Source organism: Candidatus Nitrosocosmicus oleophilus, assembly GCF_000802205.1.
Classification (GTDB): domain Archaea; phylum Thermoproteota; class Nitrososphaeria; order Nitrososphaerales; family Nitrososphaeraceae; genus Nitrosocosmicus; species Nitrosocosmicus oleophilus.
The window spans coordinates 100391-119613 of the sequence record NZ_CP012850.1 but is presented as its reverse complement, the minus strand read 5'-3'; the positions used below and the strand labels follow the sequence as shown (position 1 = coordinate 119613).

The following is a 19223-nucleotide window of genomic DNA, read 5'->3' as shown; positions in this document are numbered from 1 at the left end:
CAATCTAAGGGTCAGAATAAATCTTCATGATTGGAGTAGTATTGTTCGATTTTCTTTCTTTATGAGAAAAATAAGATGCCTTAAATCCGATAATGTAAATGAATGTCATGTGACTAAAATAGTCAAACTACAAGTCATATCGCCACCGAACACTGAAACGAAGACAATTTTTACACTGGATGATAAAGATATCTTTTTCAAAGGCATCGCACTCGAATCCCACATTTGTGGATATTGAGAATTTATCTTATTAGAAAATGTAATGGTATATAATTATCGCGACATAATATTGCAATGTCCTATTTGTAAATCTTATAATGGTGTACCAAAAAATGATGGTTTTTAGTATGCGGTTTGGATAAGCTTGTCATCTCTCTATACAATTTTCGTATTTCATTTACTTGCATGGTAATAGAAAATGGAATGATAGATTTGATCAAATGATAGCTCCTTGAGTCAATATATATTTTTGAATATTTTACTAAATATTGCTAATTTTTTCACACAAAAGAAATCATATGTTTGAATGTATTTATGTTTTGTGATAAAACATATATAAAATATATTCCTCAAATGTTTACGGGAATGATAAAAAGAACCAAACTCCAAGCCATGATTCCAATAAGGAAAAAGAACAAAGGCAATCCACAGTCTATGATGATATAATAGTAAACATAATATGACAAAATTTCATATTTTATATGTATAACTTTTACCTGTTCTAACAATAAACCCTTATCCTTGTAAGAATTAGACTGTCGTATTTGATGTCATAACCATAGATTTATGATGCTACAAAGATTTTATCGACATATTTATATCAGTATTTTAAAGTTTAATCATAATCACTTGTAGGGCGTAATTGTTCTCCATGTAAAATCTGCTGCGAATTATTTATTGTTTAAACTTTCATGTAGAAATATAAATCAAAGAACTTTTTTAGATTACTTTATTTGTTAATGGCAAACTAAACGAAACAGTGGCTCCGAATCTATCTTTATTATTTTCAGCCCAGATTTTACCTCCGTGCGCTTCTATGATATTTTTTGATAAATATAGTCCCAGCCCTGTACCTTGAAAAGACTTTGTCGCAAATTTGGTAAACAATCTAGGTAATATCTCATTATCTAATGCAATACCTGTATCTTTTATACTGACAATGATCATATGTTGAGGGTAATAGTCGCCTCCTAAATTGGGAATGGTACTAGTTATCCTTTCAATGCTCGTAGATATTGATATAACTCCTCTTCCTGTACCTTGTTCCAAAATTGATTTAATAGAATTATCAATTAAATTAGAAATTACTTGCCCTATTCTTCTACTATCCGCATCCACTAGATATTCGGTATCAAAATGGTATTCAAATTTTATTTTCTTTGCATCATCCAAGATATGTTCTAATTCTTTAATAACGTTCACTATTAATTCGTTAAGACTAAAAACCTCTTTATTTGGTTTAAACAATTTACTTTCAAATTTAGTTACATCCAAAATTTTTTCATTCAAATAAGATAATTTTTTTGCATCTTTTACTACTCTGTCTAGTAATTCCATATGATGTACATCTTTTGTCTTATCTCTCACATATTCAGTCAGTCCGATAATAGGAGTAAGAGGTGTTCTTAAATCGTGAGCCACTATATTTATGAATTCCTTTTGCATGTTGTCATGAATTTTTAATTTTTCATGTGCATCTTTTAGTTGTTGATAGATCTCTGTTTGTTTCCAAATACTATCAAATATTGCTACATAGGATAGTACTGTGGGTGGACTATTTGAATAAGTTACAAACCCAACCGCCTCTGATATGATTTGTTTTGTATCGTCTTTGGTTTCAGCAACGAGAGATTGCTTTCTATCTATTACCAAAATTGATACCTTGGATAATGGTTCAATACATCGAACTACAAAATTAGGCTTATTTAGTATTGTTATTAGTCTCTCTATTTCATTGTCTTTTGGGGTTAGAATTTTAATAATTATCCATGGTTTGGTGTTTCCTAGCTCTTTTAACAACTTAAAAGTACCAGATTCAGTTTGTCTGTGAAATGCTTTAGAAGTAGACATTATTACCAGAATTTCAGATTCAGCAGACTTTAAAAGATCAAAGACTTTATTTTGTATATCAACCGGACTATTCCTTGATTCCATAAATTCGGGGACGATTCCCTCTTCTATTTCTCTTAGTTTTTGTGTAAGAGGTTCAGCCTTTTTCCAAAATATTTCAAATATGTATTGTTGTTGTTCAATCACTTCTCTTTCATTGCTGTAAATAACAGGGTTCAAAAGTTTTGTCTCATTCCAAGTTGACATACCTAAAAATTCCGAATTATTTACACATACAGATCCCTTCACTCCATCAAGATGTCTGAGTTCACTTACAAATTCACCCAGCTTTTTGCAGTATTGGATATTGTCTTTTGTAATCTCTGTGATGAATCTGATTTTTGCACCTCGATTTTTTGCTTTAACATAATTACTCTTATAAATATCTGATTTTATGATTATAGAAGGCCCATTCTTATCCACACAAATGTCCATTCTCTCACTAACATTTTCTAAAAATCGAATTCCGTAACTCACTGCAGTATCCATGTCATATATCAAATCAGTTTTTCGATTATGAAGTGTAGTTTGTTCGGAGATATTCAACTACTATAGTAAATAGCGATGTTGTATATAAAAATAAAAACAAAGTCCTTTGATCTGAGACGTGCATTATTTAAGTAACAAATAGAAAGTTAATTTTTTTACTGAATCAATAAAATGGAAATGTTATCTGTAAACGCCGTTATAGCTAGATAATTAGAATTGAATAGTCAAACATTTTTTAAACCATTCAAGAAATCCAATATGATAGGAATAGTATGTCTTTTTTCTAATTGGTACACATCTCACTCCTTATGATTAGTGATATCTAACGATAACATCAAACCTTCAGCTGATTATGAGTTAACAGATTATATAAAATGTAGTCTCAAAGACAAGAAACAAACCGAGTTGTTTGATTCGATAATAGTTAGCGGACAAAAACGCAATTCCATGAGTGAAAATTTTCTACATGTTTATGTATTGAAGATCATATTTTTAACTAAAAAAAAAATTATTCAATGATAGTAACATTGATCAACAACAGATCTATTGGATTTTTTTCACACAAATATTACTACCATTGAAAAATTAATATTATATTGGATTTGGAACTCAAAATTTATAGTATGGCTTGTGCGAATTGGATTTGTTAATTTTACCTCTATCTAAGAATAAAATTCCTTTATTTTTTCTCTTTCAAGCCTAATTATATGAATCATGTTTCCAAAGATATTGTATGGGGTCTGTTTTGAATATATTATATGTCCGAAAGATTATCAAGAAAAAACAATAAAGAAGGAAAAGAAGATATCCAAGCAATTATCAGAAATTGAAAAGGTGGAAGAGAGGCCTATAGCTGCCTAGTTTCTTAATTCGAAAATTAATAATTAATCAAATATTATCATAATTATATAATTAGTTTAAAAAAATTTCACTAAGAGCCAATAATGAGATGTAAAAGTCGATGTTTTAAATATTTTCGTTTCTAGATGTTATGTGAAATGCCTAGTGAAGAAGCAAGGAGAAAATTTACCGATTGGTTTAAGAAAAATTATCCTCAGGAATATTATTTCTTTCATAAAATAGAGTCAAACCTTGACAAACTCTATTCAACTAAACATCTAGGTCTTCATGAGGGAGAATTTGCTGAAATTGCAATAAATGTACAAAAACGCGAAGGAGGTAAATATCATTTAGCCGCTGATCCATTTACATCAATTTTTCTTGGTTCAATATGCAAAACAATGATGGATGAATTTGCTAATAACATAGAATCGATTGCTTCTGATAGAGTTCAAAAGGAATTCGAAAATAGATTTAGTATTAAATGTCTAAATTGTAAAATTGTGAACCTTACACATTCGAAATATTGCAACATGTGTGGATCAGAACTCTTATCAAACTAACAAATTTATTGTTCATTTGAAGGTCATATATGCAATAGCCATAATTTTCTTTCAATATTAAATAGGGATAATATCTTCTAAATCTGTGAATGATGCAATGTTAATAGCTGACAATATACAAAAGAAAAAGAGTAAACTGTAACATGAGTAGACTAGACAATTTTAAAGGCAACTAGGGAACGATTGCCTTATACTGCTTATACTGCTTATCCTTTCTTTCTATCCTTATGGGATTTATTTTTACTGTCTATTGGTTAGTGGGCGCCTTCTATCTCTTGTTTTTCATGTTTGCAGGAATGATGTTGTTAGGATTTGGTGGATTTATTTTTTTAGTCTATACATGAATAGGTCAAACCATCAAAATAAATCCTATAGTTGACATATGGAAGAGGACGGATCTTTTCAAACCGAATCATAAAAATAGTTATTCAACTTCGGTAGGTTTTTCATTCTAACGTTTTGAGTCATGAAATCTATCTATATGTTTATTTTATAGTTTTCTGATTATTCAAGGATATTCGATTATAATGAATTGGACATGTTAGACGAGTACAAGAGGAAAAGAAATTTTAGGGCTTCTCCTGAGCCTAATGGAAACAATAGTCTGAATAAAGAAAATTTTGCAGATCCAGCTGCTGCAAGTATCTCAACCGACGATCATAGCCGATCAAAATCAAGACCTCGGTTTGTGATCCAAAAACATGAAGCGACAAGATTGCATTATGATTTTAGATTGGAATCTACTAAAGAGGATGTTCTCTTATCTTGGGTCATCCCTAAGGGGCCATCCTTGGATCCATCCATAAAGAGATTGGCAATACAAACTGAAGATCACCCTGTGGAATACTTGTCCTTTGAAGGAGTTATCCCTGAAGGAAACTACGGTGCTGGAACTGTAATCGTGTGGGATATTGGCGAATACAGCCTGGAAAAAAACTCCTCAACGAAATATCCTACGAAAGAACACCTAGAGGAAATACCGGAAGTTTCAGACGTGTCTGAACTAGAAAAAAAATATGGAAAGATTACATTTGTGCTATATGGGAAGAAATTAAGAGGCAAATTTTCTTTGGTGAAAACTAGGACTAAAAATCAATGGCTATTAATTAAATTAAAGGATGAATTTGCACGTGGCTCAAACAATAGCGACAAGAGTGATGAAAAAGATATAACAAAAAATAGACCTGAATCGGTGTTGACAGGCAAAAAAAATAGTGACTTAACGCAATACAAATCTGATAAGACTGTAAAAAAAGATTTGAAAACTGGTAACAATATCATAAAATACTCTGCAGAGATCCCAGAGAATCCAAATACGCTGGATACATTGGGAGATCATAATCTTGACACTGTGAACCTAGTGTCAACTAATCGATCGTTAAAACAAATTTCCTTTGAAGAAATAAGACCTATGTTACCATCTCTTACAGATGAACCATTTAACAATAAGGATTGGATATTTGAAATAAAGTGGGATGGGGTAAGGGCAATCACTCTTGTGGATAGGCTAACTAAAACTTGTACAATTAAATCCCGGAGAGGCGACACAATTACCCTACGCTATCCTGAACTTGTGCACACTTTTAAAAATGCCCTCAAAGAAGACATGTTCAAAGACTTTGTCATATTAGACGGGGAAATTGTTATTTTGGATAATGATGGTTCCCCTAATTTTCAAAACCATCAAAAGAGGATGAATATTGATTCTATCAAGAGCATTGAAATTTTGTCCGAACTTTACCCAGCAGTTTATTATGTGTTTGATATCTTATATTTAGACAACAATAACCTCATGCAGCTACCATTTACAGAAAGAAGAAAGATACTAGTCAAACTGGTTAAGAATTCAAACTCAAAAATACGAATATCTGACTTTGTCGAGGAATTCGGGATAGATGCTTTTGAGACCATAAGGAAGATGGGCTTGGAAGGAATAATTGGAAAGCAGAGGAACAGCAAATATCATTCTGGTAGCCGTACAAGAGACTGGCTTAAAATAAAGAATATCAAAACCCAGGACTGTTTGGTGATAGGCTATACATGGGGCGAGGGCAACCGAAAAAGTTACTTTGGATCTCTCCTGCTAGCGGCTATCGATAATACTCAAAACAATACCCAAACTAATACCAATAATAATAATAAGAATGTCAATTCCAAAAATGACATTGACAACTTAAGATTCATAGGTCATACGGGTAGTGGATTTAGTTTCGAAAACCTCTCATTAATTCATAAAAAACTAAGAGAAATAGAAATTCCCTATTGTCCTGTTGATTACATTCCATATCTTAACAGGGAAACAGTATGGGTAAGACCCATAGTAGTAATAGAAGTGAAATTTAACGGTTGGACCGGTAATAAGATAATGCGGGCACCGATATTTCTAAGACTAAGAGAAGACAAGCCGCCAGGCCAATGTGTCATTGAGTTTTCGAGTCCAATGCATTCACCAAAGTTTGCAGATATCATAAAGAAAGAAGAGCGTGGTGACTTAAAAATAACTAATAACAAGAACGGTGATCCTATAGCTGACCTTGACCAACAATATTCCAATTTGAAAAAGGAATTTTGGAGCGCAACAGAATATCGTTCAGCTATTACAAAAGGAGATTTAATGGAGTATTACGATAAAATAAGCGAACTTCTTCTACCTTACCTTCGAGACCGGCCCGTCTCTCTTAGTAGATACCCAGATGGCATATATGGAAAGGCGTTTTATCAAAAGGATTGGAAAAATATAAAACCATACTATGTTAGAACAGTCAAGGTATATTCAGAATCAAATAATGATGAGATCAACTATATAGTATGTAATAACAAGGAAACTTTACTATGGCTTGTAAATTTGGGATGCATTGAAATACATCCATGGAATAGTAGGGTTAATAATTATGATCAATGCAATAAGATGGATGTAATAGAAACGGAAGAATGTGGATTAAATTATCCTGATTTTATAGTTTTTGATTTGGATCCATACATAAATATTGATAATGAAAATGAATCTAAGGAACCAGCATATAGTTTAGGGGCCTTCAGAACGACAGTGGATATTGCTCTAAGTTTGCAGGGTATTTTTGATGAATTGAATATTAAATCATATCTTAAAACTTCGGGAAAAACAGGATTACACATCTTTGTTCCAATAATCAACAAGTACACACACAAGCAAACGAGGGAATTTGCTCAAATAATATCTCAAATCCTCAATAAACGCAATCCAGGTCAAATTACTACGGAATGGAAAACAACGAATAGAAAAGGAAAAGTGTTTTTAGATTATAATCAAAATTCTATTGGGAAAACACTAGCTTCTGTTTTTTCAACAAGACCCGTAGAAGATGCTATTGTTTCAGTTCCACTTACATGGGAAGAACTAGCAGATATTATACCCACTGATTTTACGATAAAGACCGTACCCGGCCTTTATAAGAGAAAAATAAATCCCTGGAAGGATATTTTATCACATAAACAAGATCTTGAAGAAATACTTGCACGCATTTCCTATTTCAAAGTTTAAGAAAAATAGAACCTATATGTCAATAACCAACTGTTTAAAAGATATGATATTATATCAATTCTTCTTTTAAGGCACACCGGGTAAGATTTTCTGTCTAAATTTTATGTTAGTTCTTTACAGTTTTACTTCTTTGAACACTTGCTTTCAAAGCTTCTAATAGGTTATTACTAGTATCCAATGAATCTTCTTTTTCCTCAGTTTTGTATGTGATCCCTTTAGATTTTGCAGTTACCATTTTTTCTAATTGTTTTGTGTATTCATCCGAATACTGTGTCGCGTCAAATTGTGAACTAGTCAAATTTCCTATTAACATTCTTCCAAGTTCCAATTCTTTCTCATCTATAGGTGCTGAAGAGACAGAAGATTCAGACCCCGGCATTCCATCTATTTCATCTATAGGTGTTATTTCTTCTTGATACATTAGTTGATGCATTACCATACCCCTTTGATATGGACGAATGGCGACTAAATGTTCTCTATCTTTTAGTACGACCTTTCCTATTGCGATTTTATCTGTTTCTTTAAGTGAACTAACAAATAATCTATAGGCCTTGGTGGATGCTGATAAAACACTTTCCTTTTGTTTGCTTTTTCTTTTCCCACTTGTTTTATCTGTAAAAGGGGAGACATAATAACTCTTTTCGATAAGAACAGTATCAAAATCTTTAATGTCAATAAATTCTTTAATATCAATTGTTTTGGTAGTTGCTGCTTTAATCTTATCCAAATCTTCTTTTTCTATTATTATATATTCGTCCTTTGCGATCTTATACCCTTTTTTTATCTCCTCATAAGGTATTTCTTTCTCCTCTATTGGACACCATCTTTTATACTGAATTTTGTGTCCTTTTTCATCCAATTGGTTAAATGAATATTCGTTACTGCTATCCGATACTGTAAATAACTTTATTGGAATGTTTACTAATCCAAATGAAATACTACCGTTCCAAACACTTCTGGTTCCCACAAGTAATCTAAAACAACATGACTATCTGTGTATTTATAGTAATACATACATTATCATTTTATTATTAACAAGAATTTTTTTACAAAAGATAGTATGTAAATTTTTGTTGCCTTTTTTAGATTGATAATTAGAACCGTCTGTATGTACAAGGGTAATATGATCAATAAACTATATGGATCGTTACAGGGACGAATTTCTGTTATCTTGTTATTCTATTTTCAATTGGGACTTTGTCGTTAAGATCTCAAATTGCATCTAAAGTCAAGGGAAATGGTACGTGACTCATTCATGAACATCTTTTTTCAAGTGATTGGATAAGGTATATTGTCAAGTAGTAGATGGATGTGAAACAAAAAACAAAGGATAGTATTTAATGGAAATAGATGAACAAGATATATCGTCTGGTGGTAACGACGGAGCAACCCACTATTTACTATCCTTTGTTATTGAAACTTGTTTCTCTAGTACTGTAGTAGCATTCATTCTAGTGGTAATGAGTGCAACAATACATAGATGCTGATTCACAAATACCTATCTTATGAAGAATTAATATTCTTATAGTCAGTTAGTATTATTTATCAAATTTCTTTACATCATTTATATATCCTGTGATAGTCTTTAACAGAAAATCCATTGGATAAAATATTAATGCGTTCAGACAATTTCCATACAATGGGTTCAAACAAGATGAGTAATGAAGTAATTAGAAGATATATGAAAATCCATAATATGAATGGTGATGTTCTCCAAACAAATTTTGTTATGTTGTTTAATACATTTGGCTGGACATTGTCACTTATTGGCAATATAATAAAAAGTATTTATATTATCTTAATCATAACAGATGGATATATGCGATTAGCCTCGTTCAATGTAGAAAATATGTTTGAAAGACCTTCGGTAATGAATTTGCCTTCCTGGGAAGATGGCAAAACAGTCCTAAAGGATTTTGATGATTTGGTTAATTTGATTCAAAATAAGATGTACTCTGAACAAATCAAAAAAGAGTTACTACAAATAATGAAACGAAATAATGGGTTACTAACCAAACGAGAAAGTAAATTCATTCGTCTTGTGGAAGTCAGAGAAAAGCTAGTTAAAAAACAACAAGGTGTTTACGTCATCTTAGCAAATGGGCGAGATGATTGGATAGGATGGTTTGAACTTAAAAAAGATACAATCAAAGAATTAGCCATTGAAAATACTGCGAGAGTTATTAACGAATTAAAAACAGATGTTTTATGTGTAATTGAAGCTGAAAATAGGATTGCTCTAAAGCGGTTCAATGAGATGGTGATCCCAAAGATGAAGGGACAGTCATACGATCACACCATGCTTATAGACGGTAATGATGAACGAGGTATTGATGTTGGCATTATCAGTAGAAAAGGATTTGAAATCAGATCGATGACCAGTCATGTGGATGATGTTGATCCAGATGGATTAATATTTAGTAGAGATTGTGCAGAATATCATTTAACTACTCCTTCAGGAAATGATCTGTTTTTGTTAATAAATCATTTTAAGAGTAAGGGCTTTGGTGCTCAACAAGACAATAACAAGAAGCGTACACGTCAAGCAAAGAAAGTGCGAAAGATTTATGATGAATTAAATAATAAATTTGATTTTATCGCTGTTATTGGCGACTTAAACGATACTCCTGATAGTACTCCTTTACGCGCTCTACTTGGCAGTAACTCCAATTTATTGGATATTATGAAGCATGAAAAATTTGTGGGAGATGGTAGACCAGGTACCCATGGTAATGGAACCAAATCAGGGAAATTAGATTATATATTGATGTCTCCAGAATTAGCTAAGAAGGCTAAGCTTGGCGGAATTGAGAGAAGAGGCGTTTGGGGAGGTAAAAACGGTGATCTTTTTCCCCATTTTCCTGAGGTAAAAACAGCTAAAGACGCAGCTTCAGATCACGCTGCATTATGGGTTGATCTTGATATTTAACATCCAAAATGACTTTATCTTAATTATTTTCCAAGATATCAAAAATTTTCATTTAAATCTTTGAAAAACTGGTATTACTTTTACTTTTATTTTGTTACAGAAACTATTACTAAGTGGTAGCACCATGATATTATGGTATTGGCTATTTACATATTATAATAAAATGATTCTGTTGTCATTGCTGGATTTACATCTACAATGTTTACCCGTTTTTAATATCAATTCTTAATTCTTTTGTGATTTCTTGCTATGTAGTGTCAAGAAATATTGGTAAATACTTTTTGTATTTGCTTCTTTACGTCATTTGGCATACTAGGATCTTCAATTATCATATGAAGGTCAGTCCTAGTAATACACAGTCCATTTTTATTAATTTTGTAAAACCATTTGATATCGTCAGGGCTTAGCATATCTATTTGTTTGTTACATCCTCGCATTCCGCAAATAGTTAGTTCATCTTTACTGAAACAAATGTGTCCAGATGGGCATTCAAAGATCATATATTGGTTATATTCGACTTGTATGTAAAATATTTGATTTGTCCTATGCTCAATATTGTTGTCTTTTATTATTTCTATGTTTGACTGTGTGAGGCAGTTCATCTAATATATTCCTAGTTTACAATTCCATCATTATATTACATTATCTTGAAGCAGAAAATAATAGCAGTGTTATCTTAACAAATTCAAATATTTATGATTTGCATTGTAGTATGTAAGTCAAATATTGTCTGCATGAAGATGCAAGTCGATTGTAGCAAGAGTTAGTTCGAACCGGGAGACATCGAGGTAAATGGTCAATATTTGTTATTCATTCACCATTTTTTATTACTATAATCCGTTTGAATTAGATAAAAAGTAGTATGTTATGGTGACCATGTCTTAAGCATTTTAAATGAAAAGTACTTCTCAGCAGACTTGAGTATATACTAAACTTTCGTATCCCATGCCAACCATAGTTACGTTAGAGGGTCGAATCGAAGGTAAAGGTAAAGGTAGTACAAGTACTAGGTTGTAGGAATTTTTCAGGTAGTTCTTGAATTATCCGGTTGGTAGCTTTCCATCCCGTGCAATGACATGGGATCAAAAATCTTGGATCTATTTTTCTTAATTCAGTTATTGTTGGTTCGATCGCATCCTCATAAATTCCTCCACCAGTTAGATGAAAACCCCCGATCACTGCATAGATCTTGTTAATTCCGGTAAGGGATTTAGCATATCTAATTGTATTAATGATACCAGCATGCGCACAACCGCTTATGACTATCAAACCTTTGTTCTTAATATTTGCGACAATAGCTTGGTCATCATTTACCAAAGGATCGGGAATAAGGTTATTTGTATTGATGTCTTCCTTGTACTGCAACGGAAATCCCTTTTCAAAAGTTGTCGTTCGTGGAATCCAACCAGTAATCAGTAATTTAGGTATTGAATTGTCGGCAACAATATTCTCGTTCATCTCGTATTGATATTCTTCTATGCTGTCTTGAGAAATTAAACTGGGGTCTTTCTTTGTCACTATGACTGCTCCTTGCCTTTGTAGTTCCCCTTTATCGAGAAAAGGCAATCTTGCCTTATCCTTGCCATTAGGGAATATTATCCATCTTTTCAAAAAGGCATCCGGGTGACAAATTAATTTAATAGGCTTATCTATTCTTTTGAGGATACTTGGGAGGCCAGTAAAGTGATCAAAATGTCCATGACTAAGTATGATGGAATCTATGGAATTGAAATTTATTCCTAATATTTCAGCGTTAGATAAAACGCCATTCTCACTGGTTCCACAATCGAATAATATCATGTTTTCTTTGAGTGATTGGCCTTTGTTTTGACCTGCCACATTGTCATTAGATGCAACTCTAATCAAAGTTGAAAAACCATGCTCTGCCACTGGTGGAGGGGGAGGAAGAAATTGTTCATTTTTCATCATTGGAGGGCGAATTGCTATTGATGTTGATGGTAACAGCCTGTCAGTATAATTATCCACTAATAAGGTAATCGATAAACTGTCAATTTCGGGGAGTGTCACACACACAAATGAGAGTTTAATTAAAAAAAAGTTTCCTATTAGAATTGAATCAAAAAAGTCCAGTATGTGATATTTGTATCGATCTTATTGTTTTGGTGTTAATAAATCGAATCTCTTGTTTCTATTATATGAAAAAACCTCTTAGATTCCTATTCAAATATTCTCTTTTTATTCAAATTCCAAATTCTAAAACGGCTAGAATTAATTAGTGCAATCCGATAGCGATTGTAATACATTTTTTATGTGATGTCAACGATATAAATGGACTGGTCCAAAACAATTACCAAAAATAGTGAAATAGAGAACTACACCGGTGACAATAACAACAGCGTATATTCTAAGTAATTTACTCAAAAAAGAACATAGCTATACTCTATATCATACTTGCATCTAATTACAGGAATAGATATGGTAAAATCCTGCTCATCATTCTTGATTTTTGAATTGTAGTCACATAAGTTTGGAAAGTTTTTGAATAAAAAGTGTTAGAATAGAAGGTAGTGTAGTTTATAAAAATGAAGAATTATGAATTCGTTCGGATGTGGATATTATTTCACTTAGGATATGTAAAATCGACAGAAAAGGCGTCAGAATCTGATGAGGTCTCTTCATTCACTTTGATTGACATCTGGCGATTGCTAAAGTTAAGTTTAGTTTATGACTATCCAACAATTCTTGAATTGTGGAATCTCTTAGAGGACTTACAGCATGATGGTCTAATTCATATCGAAGAGGATGCCGTGCTATCTAAATCACATCTGTCTGTTACCTCTGAGGGTTTGACATTTCTTATAAAAGTCTTAAAAGAATCAAAAACAAATAGTGATGTAAATAGAATCAAGGGAAGATTGTACGAATTGTGGGCTCGGGAGGCAAGACTAAAGAAACCTTTTGCGTCTTTTAGCCTTATTTCAAAAGAAGCCATTCAAGAAAGACTAGAAAAATATTTGCAAGAGGCTGAACAAGGGAAAAAATAATTGAATATATAATAAAAGAACATGATCACTGAATTTAACAAATTCCGATGATAATGGATATCGATCTAGTGGAAAACATCTCTATGTATTTGGTGCTCTTTCCATCTTTGCCTATTCTGTACCACTTTGTTGAGCCACCATGCCATAGCAGTACTTGTAGATGCCAAAAATACAGGACAAACCAAAATGAGATTTCTATCTTGTTATCATGATGATAGGATCGATCTATTTCTTGATATGAAAACTTATGTGAAGATGAATTACTATGATAGAGGAACGGAATTATAGAATAGCAACCATGAATAGAGGCTATACTCTTTCAAATAATATCTGAGAATTTTCTGCTCTTAGAGGAGTTTTTCTTTTGATGTGTCCTTCTTAATTGATACGTTGACTACCTCCTTAACTCTACCCGTTATTCCATCTTCTAAAATTACTTTGATTCTATGGGGATGAAATTTGGATTTGGTCAATATTTCTCTTACTACTCCTTCACTTATTTTTCCTGTCTTTTGGTCGCTTTTTTTTATCACTCTTACTGTTGACCCAATTTTGATAATTTCTCTGTTATTCCCTGACAATGGCATATTAATTATATGATCATATATAAAAGAAATTGAATGAGTCTATCTGTGGGATTAATGTAAACAGATTTTAGTTGATAAATTATTTTGTTCACCATATAGTCACTCAAGAGATTTAATCTGAATGATTCGAGTCATTTCTATAATATTCTAAAATATCCTCAGTTTTCTTATCTTCATTTGCATCTTTATCCGAATCCGTATCAGAGGTTAGACTAAATTTTATAAAATCTGTTGTAGTAATTATACCAACAGGTCTTATGAGATCTTTATTTTCTAGCGCCTCATCATTATCCATCGTTTGTTTTGAATCTTTAGATATGACGAGTAAATGTCTTACCTTGTTCTTTAACATCAAATCTGCTGCATCTGAAGATGATAAATCAGCATTCACAGTAATTAGAGGAAACGACATTACTTGGCTTGCTAATAATTGAGTACTATTCTTGTCAGTAACACATACTTTTCTTGCAAGGTCTCTCTCTGTGACAATTCCTAGAGGTATCCCAAATCTATCATCCATTACTACAATTGAACTAACCTGTTTATCCCTCATCTTTATGGCGACTTCCTGTGCAGACGAGGTAGATCCGACAGTTTCGAGTTTTTTAGTCATTATTTTGCTAATTTTTGTTGCTCCTTGGGTTGGCATTGGCATATACAAAGATAAAGCTGTATTCGTTGGTATAAATGCATTAACTTCATTTTCTTTACAAACTTGTACAATACTATGATTATTTCTTTTCATTCTATAATTAATTCCATCTTGATGTATTTGTCACATGAAGTTCTAATGATATATTCACTTCAAATCCAATGAACTATTGTCCCACTATCTATTATATATCAAAAATTGTTTTGTACATAAGGAACACTAAAGTAGAGATCTTTTTTTAATTCAAGCCAAAATCCAAAAGATACAAATAATTAAAAATAGTGATTAGAAAATCATAAAATTCTGCCTTGCTGAGCGGTAATATAAAAAATCCAAATACTTATTGATGGGCAAGTATTTCCAATTCTGACGTCAAAAGGTGGTACCAATTCCTACTTATTACTTTCCGAACATTCCCTTTTTGTTTATTTAGAATCATCCGCAATCTTGTTTAGTGCTTCATCTACAGATTTACTTATGCCGTCTTTTGCGAATCCCTTTCCAATGCCAGGTATTTTAGACAAGTCTAGATTCCAAACTATGCTAACTTCGGTCTTATTGGCATCATTTTCCGCCTGTAGTAAAGATATAGTTTTTACTCCCGTAACGGCGCCTTGAGTTTGATTTTCGATAATTGTAAATTGATCTGGAATAAGAGATATTATTTGGTGAGCCTTGTTGTCCATGAGGGGTGGTGCAGGAACAGTAACTTCTCTTTCCACAGTGTTGTCTGATTTGCTAATGTTTTTTACAATCGATATTGGCCAATAGTCTGGATTCTTATCCACATTTGAGATGATATTCCACACTTTATCTTTTGATGCATTGACTATCTTTGTGAGGTTGATAGTGTCTGTTTGCTCTGCGTAGGCTGTCATAGTGATGCTACTGCCGGTAGGTCCAGAGAACAAAACAAGTAGCGTTGAAAATGCAATAATTGCTACTGTTGTTACGGATGTTACAGTGGCAGTAGCTTTCATAGATTTTTCTATTCTTAATTTTTGTGATTCTATCACCCTGAAAATGTAATATTTGATTATATTAACCATGTCGGACCATTGAGACGTAACTTTGTTCCCCTATGGTTTTATACATAATCTGTATGTTGTACTATGTTTATTCGATGAATATCTGCATATCTATGAATATGTTTACAGAATGGTCAAACGATACCCTAATTGGACATATGAAAACATTTTGTTATCAAGAACTTTGCCCTCTTTAATTGATTCATTGTGGTTCATGAATACCGTGATCGAATATTTATCAGGAAGGATATTCTCTTGAAACTTTGTGAATATGGTGAAATCAATCAGAGTAAGCTTATGAGTTATTGTGGTTTGAATAATGTTAAACATAAAGAAATCTTGGATGATATGGTTAGAAAAGGACTGATCAGTAGAATGGAAGAAAATTGGGGTAGCAAGGTCATAATCAACTACAAGGTCTCAGAAAGAGGAAGATTAATTTTGAATGAAATTCTAGCACCTTATGAAGAACTATTTCCAAGAAATAATGAAAAGGAGGGGCGAGATTAATGAAAAAATCAAACGGCGATAACAACAAAGATAATTCTGATAACAACAAAGATAATTCTGATAACAACAATACAAGATCAGATTCAAGTATTTTTTACATAATGGATGGGATAATTGATCAACTAAATAAAACCAAGAAACTCTTCATTATTATGTTACTAACCATTATGATTATTCCACCGATAGCATTTATGTTAACATTTATGCTATTTGGGTTTCCGTTTCATGATGGTGGCTACAATAATTGGACAAGGAATGATTCTTGGGGGGATGGCTCCAGTTCTACTTCTAATTCTGGATTTCACTCTCCATTTAGATACTTGCCACTAATTCCTGTGATTGTATTTATCGTGTGGCTGGGTATAGGGATTAGGCAGTGGTTTATTCTTTCAAAATGGGACAAGAAATACAAGAAATACAGAGAATTACAGAAAAAAATTGACAAAGATTTGGGAAAAGATGATGCCTAACCGTCCAAATAACTTTATGTCATAGTTCTGGCGTCACCAGACTAACTTTTATCTATTCATAAAAACGATATTCTTTTTGCGATTGTGAATTAATCAATCGTTATATAGGTTGTCTTGACGTGTATAGTATTGGTAAACAAATTTAAATTACATACTATCACGTTATTTGACTTTATGCTAAATATCTAAATGAATAATTTAGATCCGATCAATCATATTTTCATATGGAGTGACATATCGGTTACTTTGTATTCATATCAAGATGTTTATTCTTTAGGCATTCATTACAAACCCAAACATTGTCAACATATTTTCCTTCTTTAATTTGGCCTTCTTTTTCTACTTCTGGTTCTATGTGATCACTGACGAAGCTACCACATTTACTACAAGTGGGTATTAAATTTCTGACCATGGTTATTTTTGAGATTTGATGCTTCTTAAAAGTTTTGGTAAAATCAGGAATTAACCGCTCTACTCAAGCCATGCGTTAAATAATCTATCAGTGTCATCAAACAGAACCATCGAACATAGTGTAATTAATTAAATTTGAGGGGTGGAAAAAACATAATAAACAGCTAGACAATAATCCACCAATCTAAGATTAGATAATTGTTCGCAATTTAGAAAAAATTGATTAATTATTTTCCATTGAGATGCTCCTTTTAGTCTAATTCTAAAACTGCTAGAATATTAGAGTATTGCAATCAGTTAGCAAATGCCATATATTTTTCTACAGTATCAAATCTATGAATAAAACAAATATTCACAACAAAAACAAAAACCAAAAACTCTTTGTCGCATCCATTGCAATAGTGGTAGCATTAGCCCTATTTGTCAGTCCAATGCTAAACGTAGATGATGCTTTAGCCACACACAACAAGAAAAATAAAGCAAAACAGTCCATAGATCAATCACAATCATCAAACCAAAATGCACAATGTGTATCAGGTGTAACAACCTTTATCTCATGCAACAATGTCAGCTTCCAACACCAAAAGAATAGTGGAAACAATGCATTAGCACAAGGTGGACAGGGTGGAAACTCTGCAGAACAAGGTATCAGTCAATCTCAGTCCTCTAACCAAAACAGCCAAGTAGTATCTGGTGGAGACACAATCGGCTCTGGTAACAACATTAACGTCCAGAGTCAAGAAAACACAGGAAGTAACGCATTAGCACAAAGCTAAATAATCTTCTCCTCCTCCTTTTGTTCTATATAGTCATTTGATACTTCAAATATAACAGATGTATCTTTATGAATCTAATACCCATAGAATTTTCTTTCAACTCTAGAAGATTATTATCAATTTTCCTATTTTATATGTAGCAACTGTTTTTTGAAATTTATACATAAACAAGATCTGATTCCATCTAATCAAAAATTATGCATAACCTAAAAAATAACTTCATGGTTTATGATCTAGATTGGCCAAAGGATCAAGATATGTAATAATAGATGCCCCTTCAATCCTTGGATTACGAAATTCGGGAGTACAAAATCTCCCAAAAGCATTGAAGAAAGCAGGGTTAATGGATAGATTGAATGCAACTTTTGCGGGCCGTGTTCAACCATCAATGTACTACGATCCTAAACGAGACCCAATCACACATTTGTTGAATGGTGCTTCTATTGCGTTATTTTCAAAAGATCTTTCTAAAATAGTAAATATTGAAACAGAAAAGAAGAATTTTACGATCGTTCTTGGAGGTGATTGCAGCATTCTCATTGGCGTCCTTTTAGGATTGAGAAAAATTGGAAGATATGGATTGTTTTTTATTGATGGACATTCTGATTTTTATCAACCTCTGGCCTCAACGACTGGGGAAGTTGCTGATATGGAATTATCTTTTGTGTCAGGCAGAGGACCAGATGTTCTTTCTAATATTGAAGGTCTAAAACCACTTGTTTTGGATAAGGATATCGTAGTATTTGGATATCGTGATGCTGAACAATCAAAGAGTTACGGAAGTAACGATATAAGAAATACCAATATGCGGGTATTAGATCTATCTGATGTACGAAATTTAGGAATTAAAAAAGCCGCCTCTCTGGCAGTTTCAAATTTTCTAACGAGAGAGAATTTGTCTGGTTTTTGGATTCACTTAGATGCCGATGTATTGGATGACAGAATAATGCCAGCCGTTGATTATAGATTGGGTAATGGCGGGTTAGAATTTTCCGAATTATCCTACCTTCTAAAAATCCTCATTTCGTCTCAAAAGGCAATTGGAATGACAATAACCATCTATAATCCAAATCTGGATCCTAGCGGATCTATTGCAAAAAATTTTGTATCCTGTATAGTGGCAGGTTTGTTATGAGGCAAACCGTATTTATGAAATTTTTCAAACATTTTTGCTTTGGTTCTGTAAACTCGCAGTCACATTTATCTTTGTAAAGACTTGTCAAATGGACTGATTTCCCTTTTTTGATTTATTACATCGATTGACCGGCGGGAATATTTATCTTGTACTCGTAATTGAAATTTATCAACGTCTTTTTTCCTGGCCTATAGTATGA

The 19223-nt window shown here is 32.6% G+C and carries 17 protein-coding genes; 9 read left to right on the top strand and 8 right to left on the bottom strand.

Annotated features, from left to right (window positions below; translation table 11 throughout):
- Positions 1 to 939: 939 nt before the first annotated feature.
- Entirely contained in the window at positions 940 to 2655 is a 1716-nt protein-coding gene (locus tag NMY3_RS00620) for a sensor histidine kinase (RefSeq protein WP_196817031.1), read from the bottom strand.
- A 941-nt stretch (positions 2656 to 3596) separates the two neighbouring features.
- Between NMY3_RS00620 and NMY3_RS00615 the strand changes: the two genes are divergently transcribed.
- Positions 3597 to 4001, top strand: coding sequence for a hypothetical protein (locus tag NMY3_RS00615; protein ID WP_196817030.1), 405 nt, complete (start codon positions 3597 to 3599; stop codon positions 3999 to 4001).
- Between the two features lie 538 nt (positions 4002 to 4539).
- Positions 4540 to 7521, top strand: coding sequence for a DNA ligase D (ligD, locus tag NMY3_RS00610; RefSeq protein WP_196817029.1), 2982 nt, complete (start codon positions 4540 to 4542; stop codon positions 7519 to 7521).
- A gap of 106 nt (positions 7522 to 7627) precedes the next feature.
- Here ligD and NMY3_RS00605 read toward each other — a convergent pair whose 3' ends face one another.
- Complete coding sequence (locus tag NMY3_RS00605) at positions 7628 to 8488, bottom strand: Ku protein (protein WP_196817028.1); 861 nt, start codon at positions 8486 to 8488, stop codon at positions 7628 to 7630.
- Positions 8489 to 8861: 373 nt separating this feature from the next.
- Between NMY3_RS00605 and NMY3_RS00600 the strand changes: the two genes are divergently transcribed.
- The gene (locus NMY3_RS00600; protein ID WP_196817027.1) at positions 8862 to 9008 is read left to right on the top strand and encodes a hypothetical protein; all 147 of its coding nucleotides are present in this window, start codon (positions 8862 to 8864) and stop codon (positions 9006 to 9008) included.
- A 128-nt stretch (positions 9009 to 9136) separates the two neighbouring features.
- Positions 9137 to 10450 carry an endonuclease/exonuclease/phosphatase family protein gene (locus tag NMY3_RS00595; protein WP_196817026.1) on the top strand — a complete coding sequence of 438 codons (1314 nt, stop codon included), beginning with the start codon at positions 9137 to 9139 and terminating at the stop codon, positions 10448 to 10450.
- Between the two features lie 257 nt (positions 10451 to 10707).
- Here the strand turns inward: NMY3_RS00595 and NMY3_RS00590 are convergent, their stop codons facing one another.
- Together NMY3_RS00590 and NMY3_RS00585 are read right to left on the bottom strand one after the other, a co-directional pair.
- Complete coding sequence (locus NMY3_RS00590) at positions 10708 to 11052, bottom strand: hypothetical protein (RefSeq protein WP_196817025.1); 345 nt, start codon at positions 11050 to 11052, stop codon at positions 10708 to 10710.
- A gap of 361 nt (positions 11053 to 11413) precedes the next feature.
- Positions 11414 to 12478, bottom strand: a complete 1065-nt coding sequence (locus NMY3_RS00585) for an MBL fold metallo-hydrolase (RefSeq protein ID WP_196817024.1) — start codon at positions 12476 to 12478, stop codon at positions 11414 to 11416.
- A 515-nt stretch (positions 12479 to 12993) separates the two neighbouring features.
- Between NMY3_RS00585 and NMY3_RS00580 the strand changes: the two genes are divergently transcribed.
- The gene (locus NMY3_RS00580) at positions 12994 to 13455 is read left to right on the top strand and encodes a hypothetical protein (RefSeq protein WP_196817023.1); all 462 of its coding nucleotides are present in this window, start codon (positions 12994 to 12996) and stop codon (positions 13453 to 13455) included.
- Positions 13456 to 13802: 347 nt separating this feature from the next.
- Here NMY3_RS00580 and NMY3_RS00575 read toward each other — a convergent pair whose 3' ends face one another.
- The 3 genes from NMY3_RS00575 to NMY3_RS00565 all read right to left on the bottom strand — a co-directional run bounded on the left by NMY3_RS00575 (position 13803) and on the right by NMY3_RS00565 (position 15743).
- Positions 13803 to 14036 (bottom strand): YwbE family protein, encoded by a 234-nt coding sequence (locus tag NMY3_RS00575; protein ID WP_196817022.1) that lies wholly within the window; start codon positions 14034 to 14036, stop codon positions 13803 to 13805.
- Positions 14037 to 14154: 118 nt separating this feature from the next.
- Positions 14155 to 14787 (bottom strand): CBS domain-containing protein, encoded by a 633-nt coding sequence (locus tag NMY3_RS00570; RefSeq protein ID WP_196817021.1) that lies wholly within the window; start codon positions 14785 to 14787, stop codon positions 14155 to 14157.
- A gap of 332 nt (positions 14788 to 15119) precedes the next feature.
- Positions 15120 to 15743, bottom strand: a complete 624-nt coding sequence (locus tag NMY3_RS00565) for a hypothetical protein (RefSeq protein WP_196817020.1) — start codon at positions 15741 to 15743, stop codon at positions 15120 to 15122.
- A gap of 186 nt (positions 15744 to 15929) precedes the next feature.
- Between NMY3_RS00565 and NMY3_RS00560 the strand changes: the two genes are divergently transcribed.
- Positions 15930 to 16232, top strand: coding sequence for a winged helix-turn-helix domain-containing protein (locus tag NMY3_RS00560; RefSeq protein ID WP_196817019.1), 303 nt, complete (start codon positions 15930 to 15932; stop codon positions 16230 to 16232).
- Entirely contained in the window at positions 16232 to 16702 is a 471-nt protein-coding gene (locus tag NMY3_RS00555; RefSeq protein ID WP_196817018.1) for a hypothetical protein, read from the top strand. Before NMY3_RS00560 ends, NMY3_RS00555 begins: the two co-directional genes overlap by 1 nt.
- 241 nt (positions 16703 to 16943) lie before the next feature.
- On the opposite strand, the gene NMY3_RS00550 is transcribed toward NMY3_RS00555, so the two are convergent.
- Positions 16944 to 17114, bottom strand: a complete 171-nt coding sequence (locus NMY3_RS00550; RefSeq protein WP_196817017.1) for a hypothetical protein — start codon at positions 17112 to 17114, stop codon at positions 16944 to 16946.
- A gap of 334 nt (positions 17115 to 17448) precedes the next feature.
- Between NMY3_RS00550 and NMY3_RS00545 the strand changes: the two genes are divergently transcribed.
- Entirely contained in the window at positions 17449 to 17889 is a 441-nt protein-coding gene (locus NMY3_RS00545; protein WP_196817016.1) for a hypothetical protein, read from the top strand.
- A gap of 238 nt (positions 17890 to 18127) precedes the next feature.
- Entirely contained in the window at positions 18128 to 19024 is an 897-nt protein-coding gene (locus tag NMY3_RS00540) for an arginase family protein (RefSeq protein ID WP_196817015.1), read from the top strand.
- The last annotated feature ends 199 nt before the right edge of the window (positions 19025 to 19223 follow it).

Coding starts and splice junctions, on each gene's coding strand:
- NMY3_RS00615 (WP_196817030.1), top strand. CDS start 3,597: ATGCCTAGTGAAGAAGCAAGGAGAAAATTTACCGATTGGTTTAAGAAA.
- ligD (WP_196817029.1), top strand. CDS start 4,540: ATGTTAGACGAGTACAAGAGGAAAAGAAATTTTAGGGCTTCTCCTGAG.
- NMY3_RS00600 (WP_196817027.1), top strand. CDS start 8,862: ATGGAAATAGATGAACAAGATATATCGTCTGGTGGTAACGACGGAGCA.
- NMY3_RS00595 (WP_196817026.1), top strand. CDS start 9,137: ATGCGTTCAGACAATTTCCATACAATGGGTTCAAACAAGATGAGTAAT.
- NMY3_RS00590 (WP_196817025.1), bottom strand. CDS start 11,052: ATGAACTGCCTCACACAGTCAAACATAGAAATAATAAAAGACAACAAT.
- NMY3_RS00580 (WP_196817023.1), top strand. CDS start 12,994: ATGAAGAATTATGAATTCGTTCGGATGTGGATATTATTTCACTTAGGA.
- NMY3_RS00570 (WP_196817021.1), bottom strand. CDS start 14,787: ATGAAAAGAAATAATCATAGTATTGTACAAGTTTGTAAAGAAAATGAA.
- NMY3_RS00565 (WP_196817020.1), bottom strand. CDS start 15,743: ATGGTTAATATAATCAAATATTACATTTTCAGGGTGATAGAATCACAA.
- NMY3_RS00555 (WP_196817018.1), top strand. CDS start 16,232: ATGAAAAAATCAAACGGCGATAACAACAAAGATAATTCTGATAACAAC.
- NMY3_RS00550 (WP_196817017.1), bottom strand. CDS start 17,114: ATGGTCAGAAATTTAATACCCACTTGTAGTAAATGTGGTAGCTTCGTC.
- NMY3_RS00545 (WP_196817016.1), top strand. CDS start 17,449: ATGAATAAAACAAATATTCACAACAAAAACAAAAACCAAAAACTCTTT.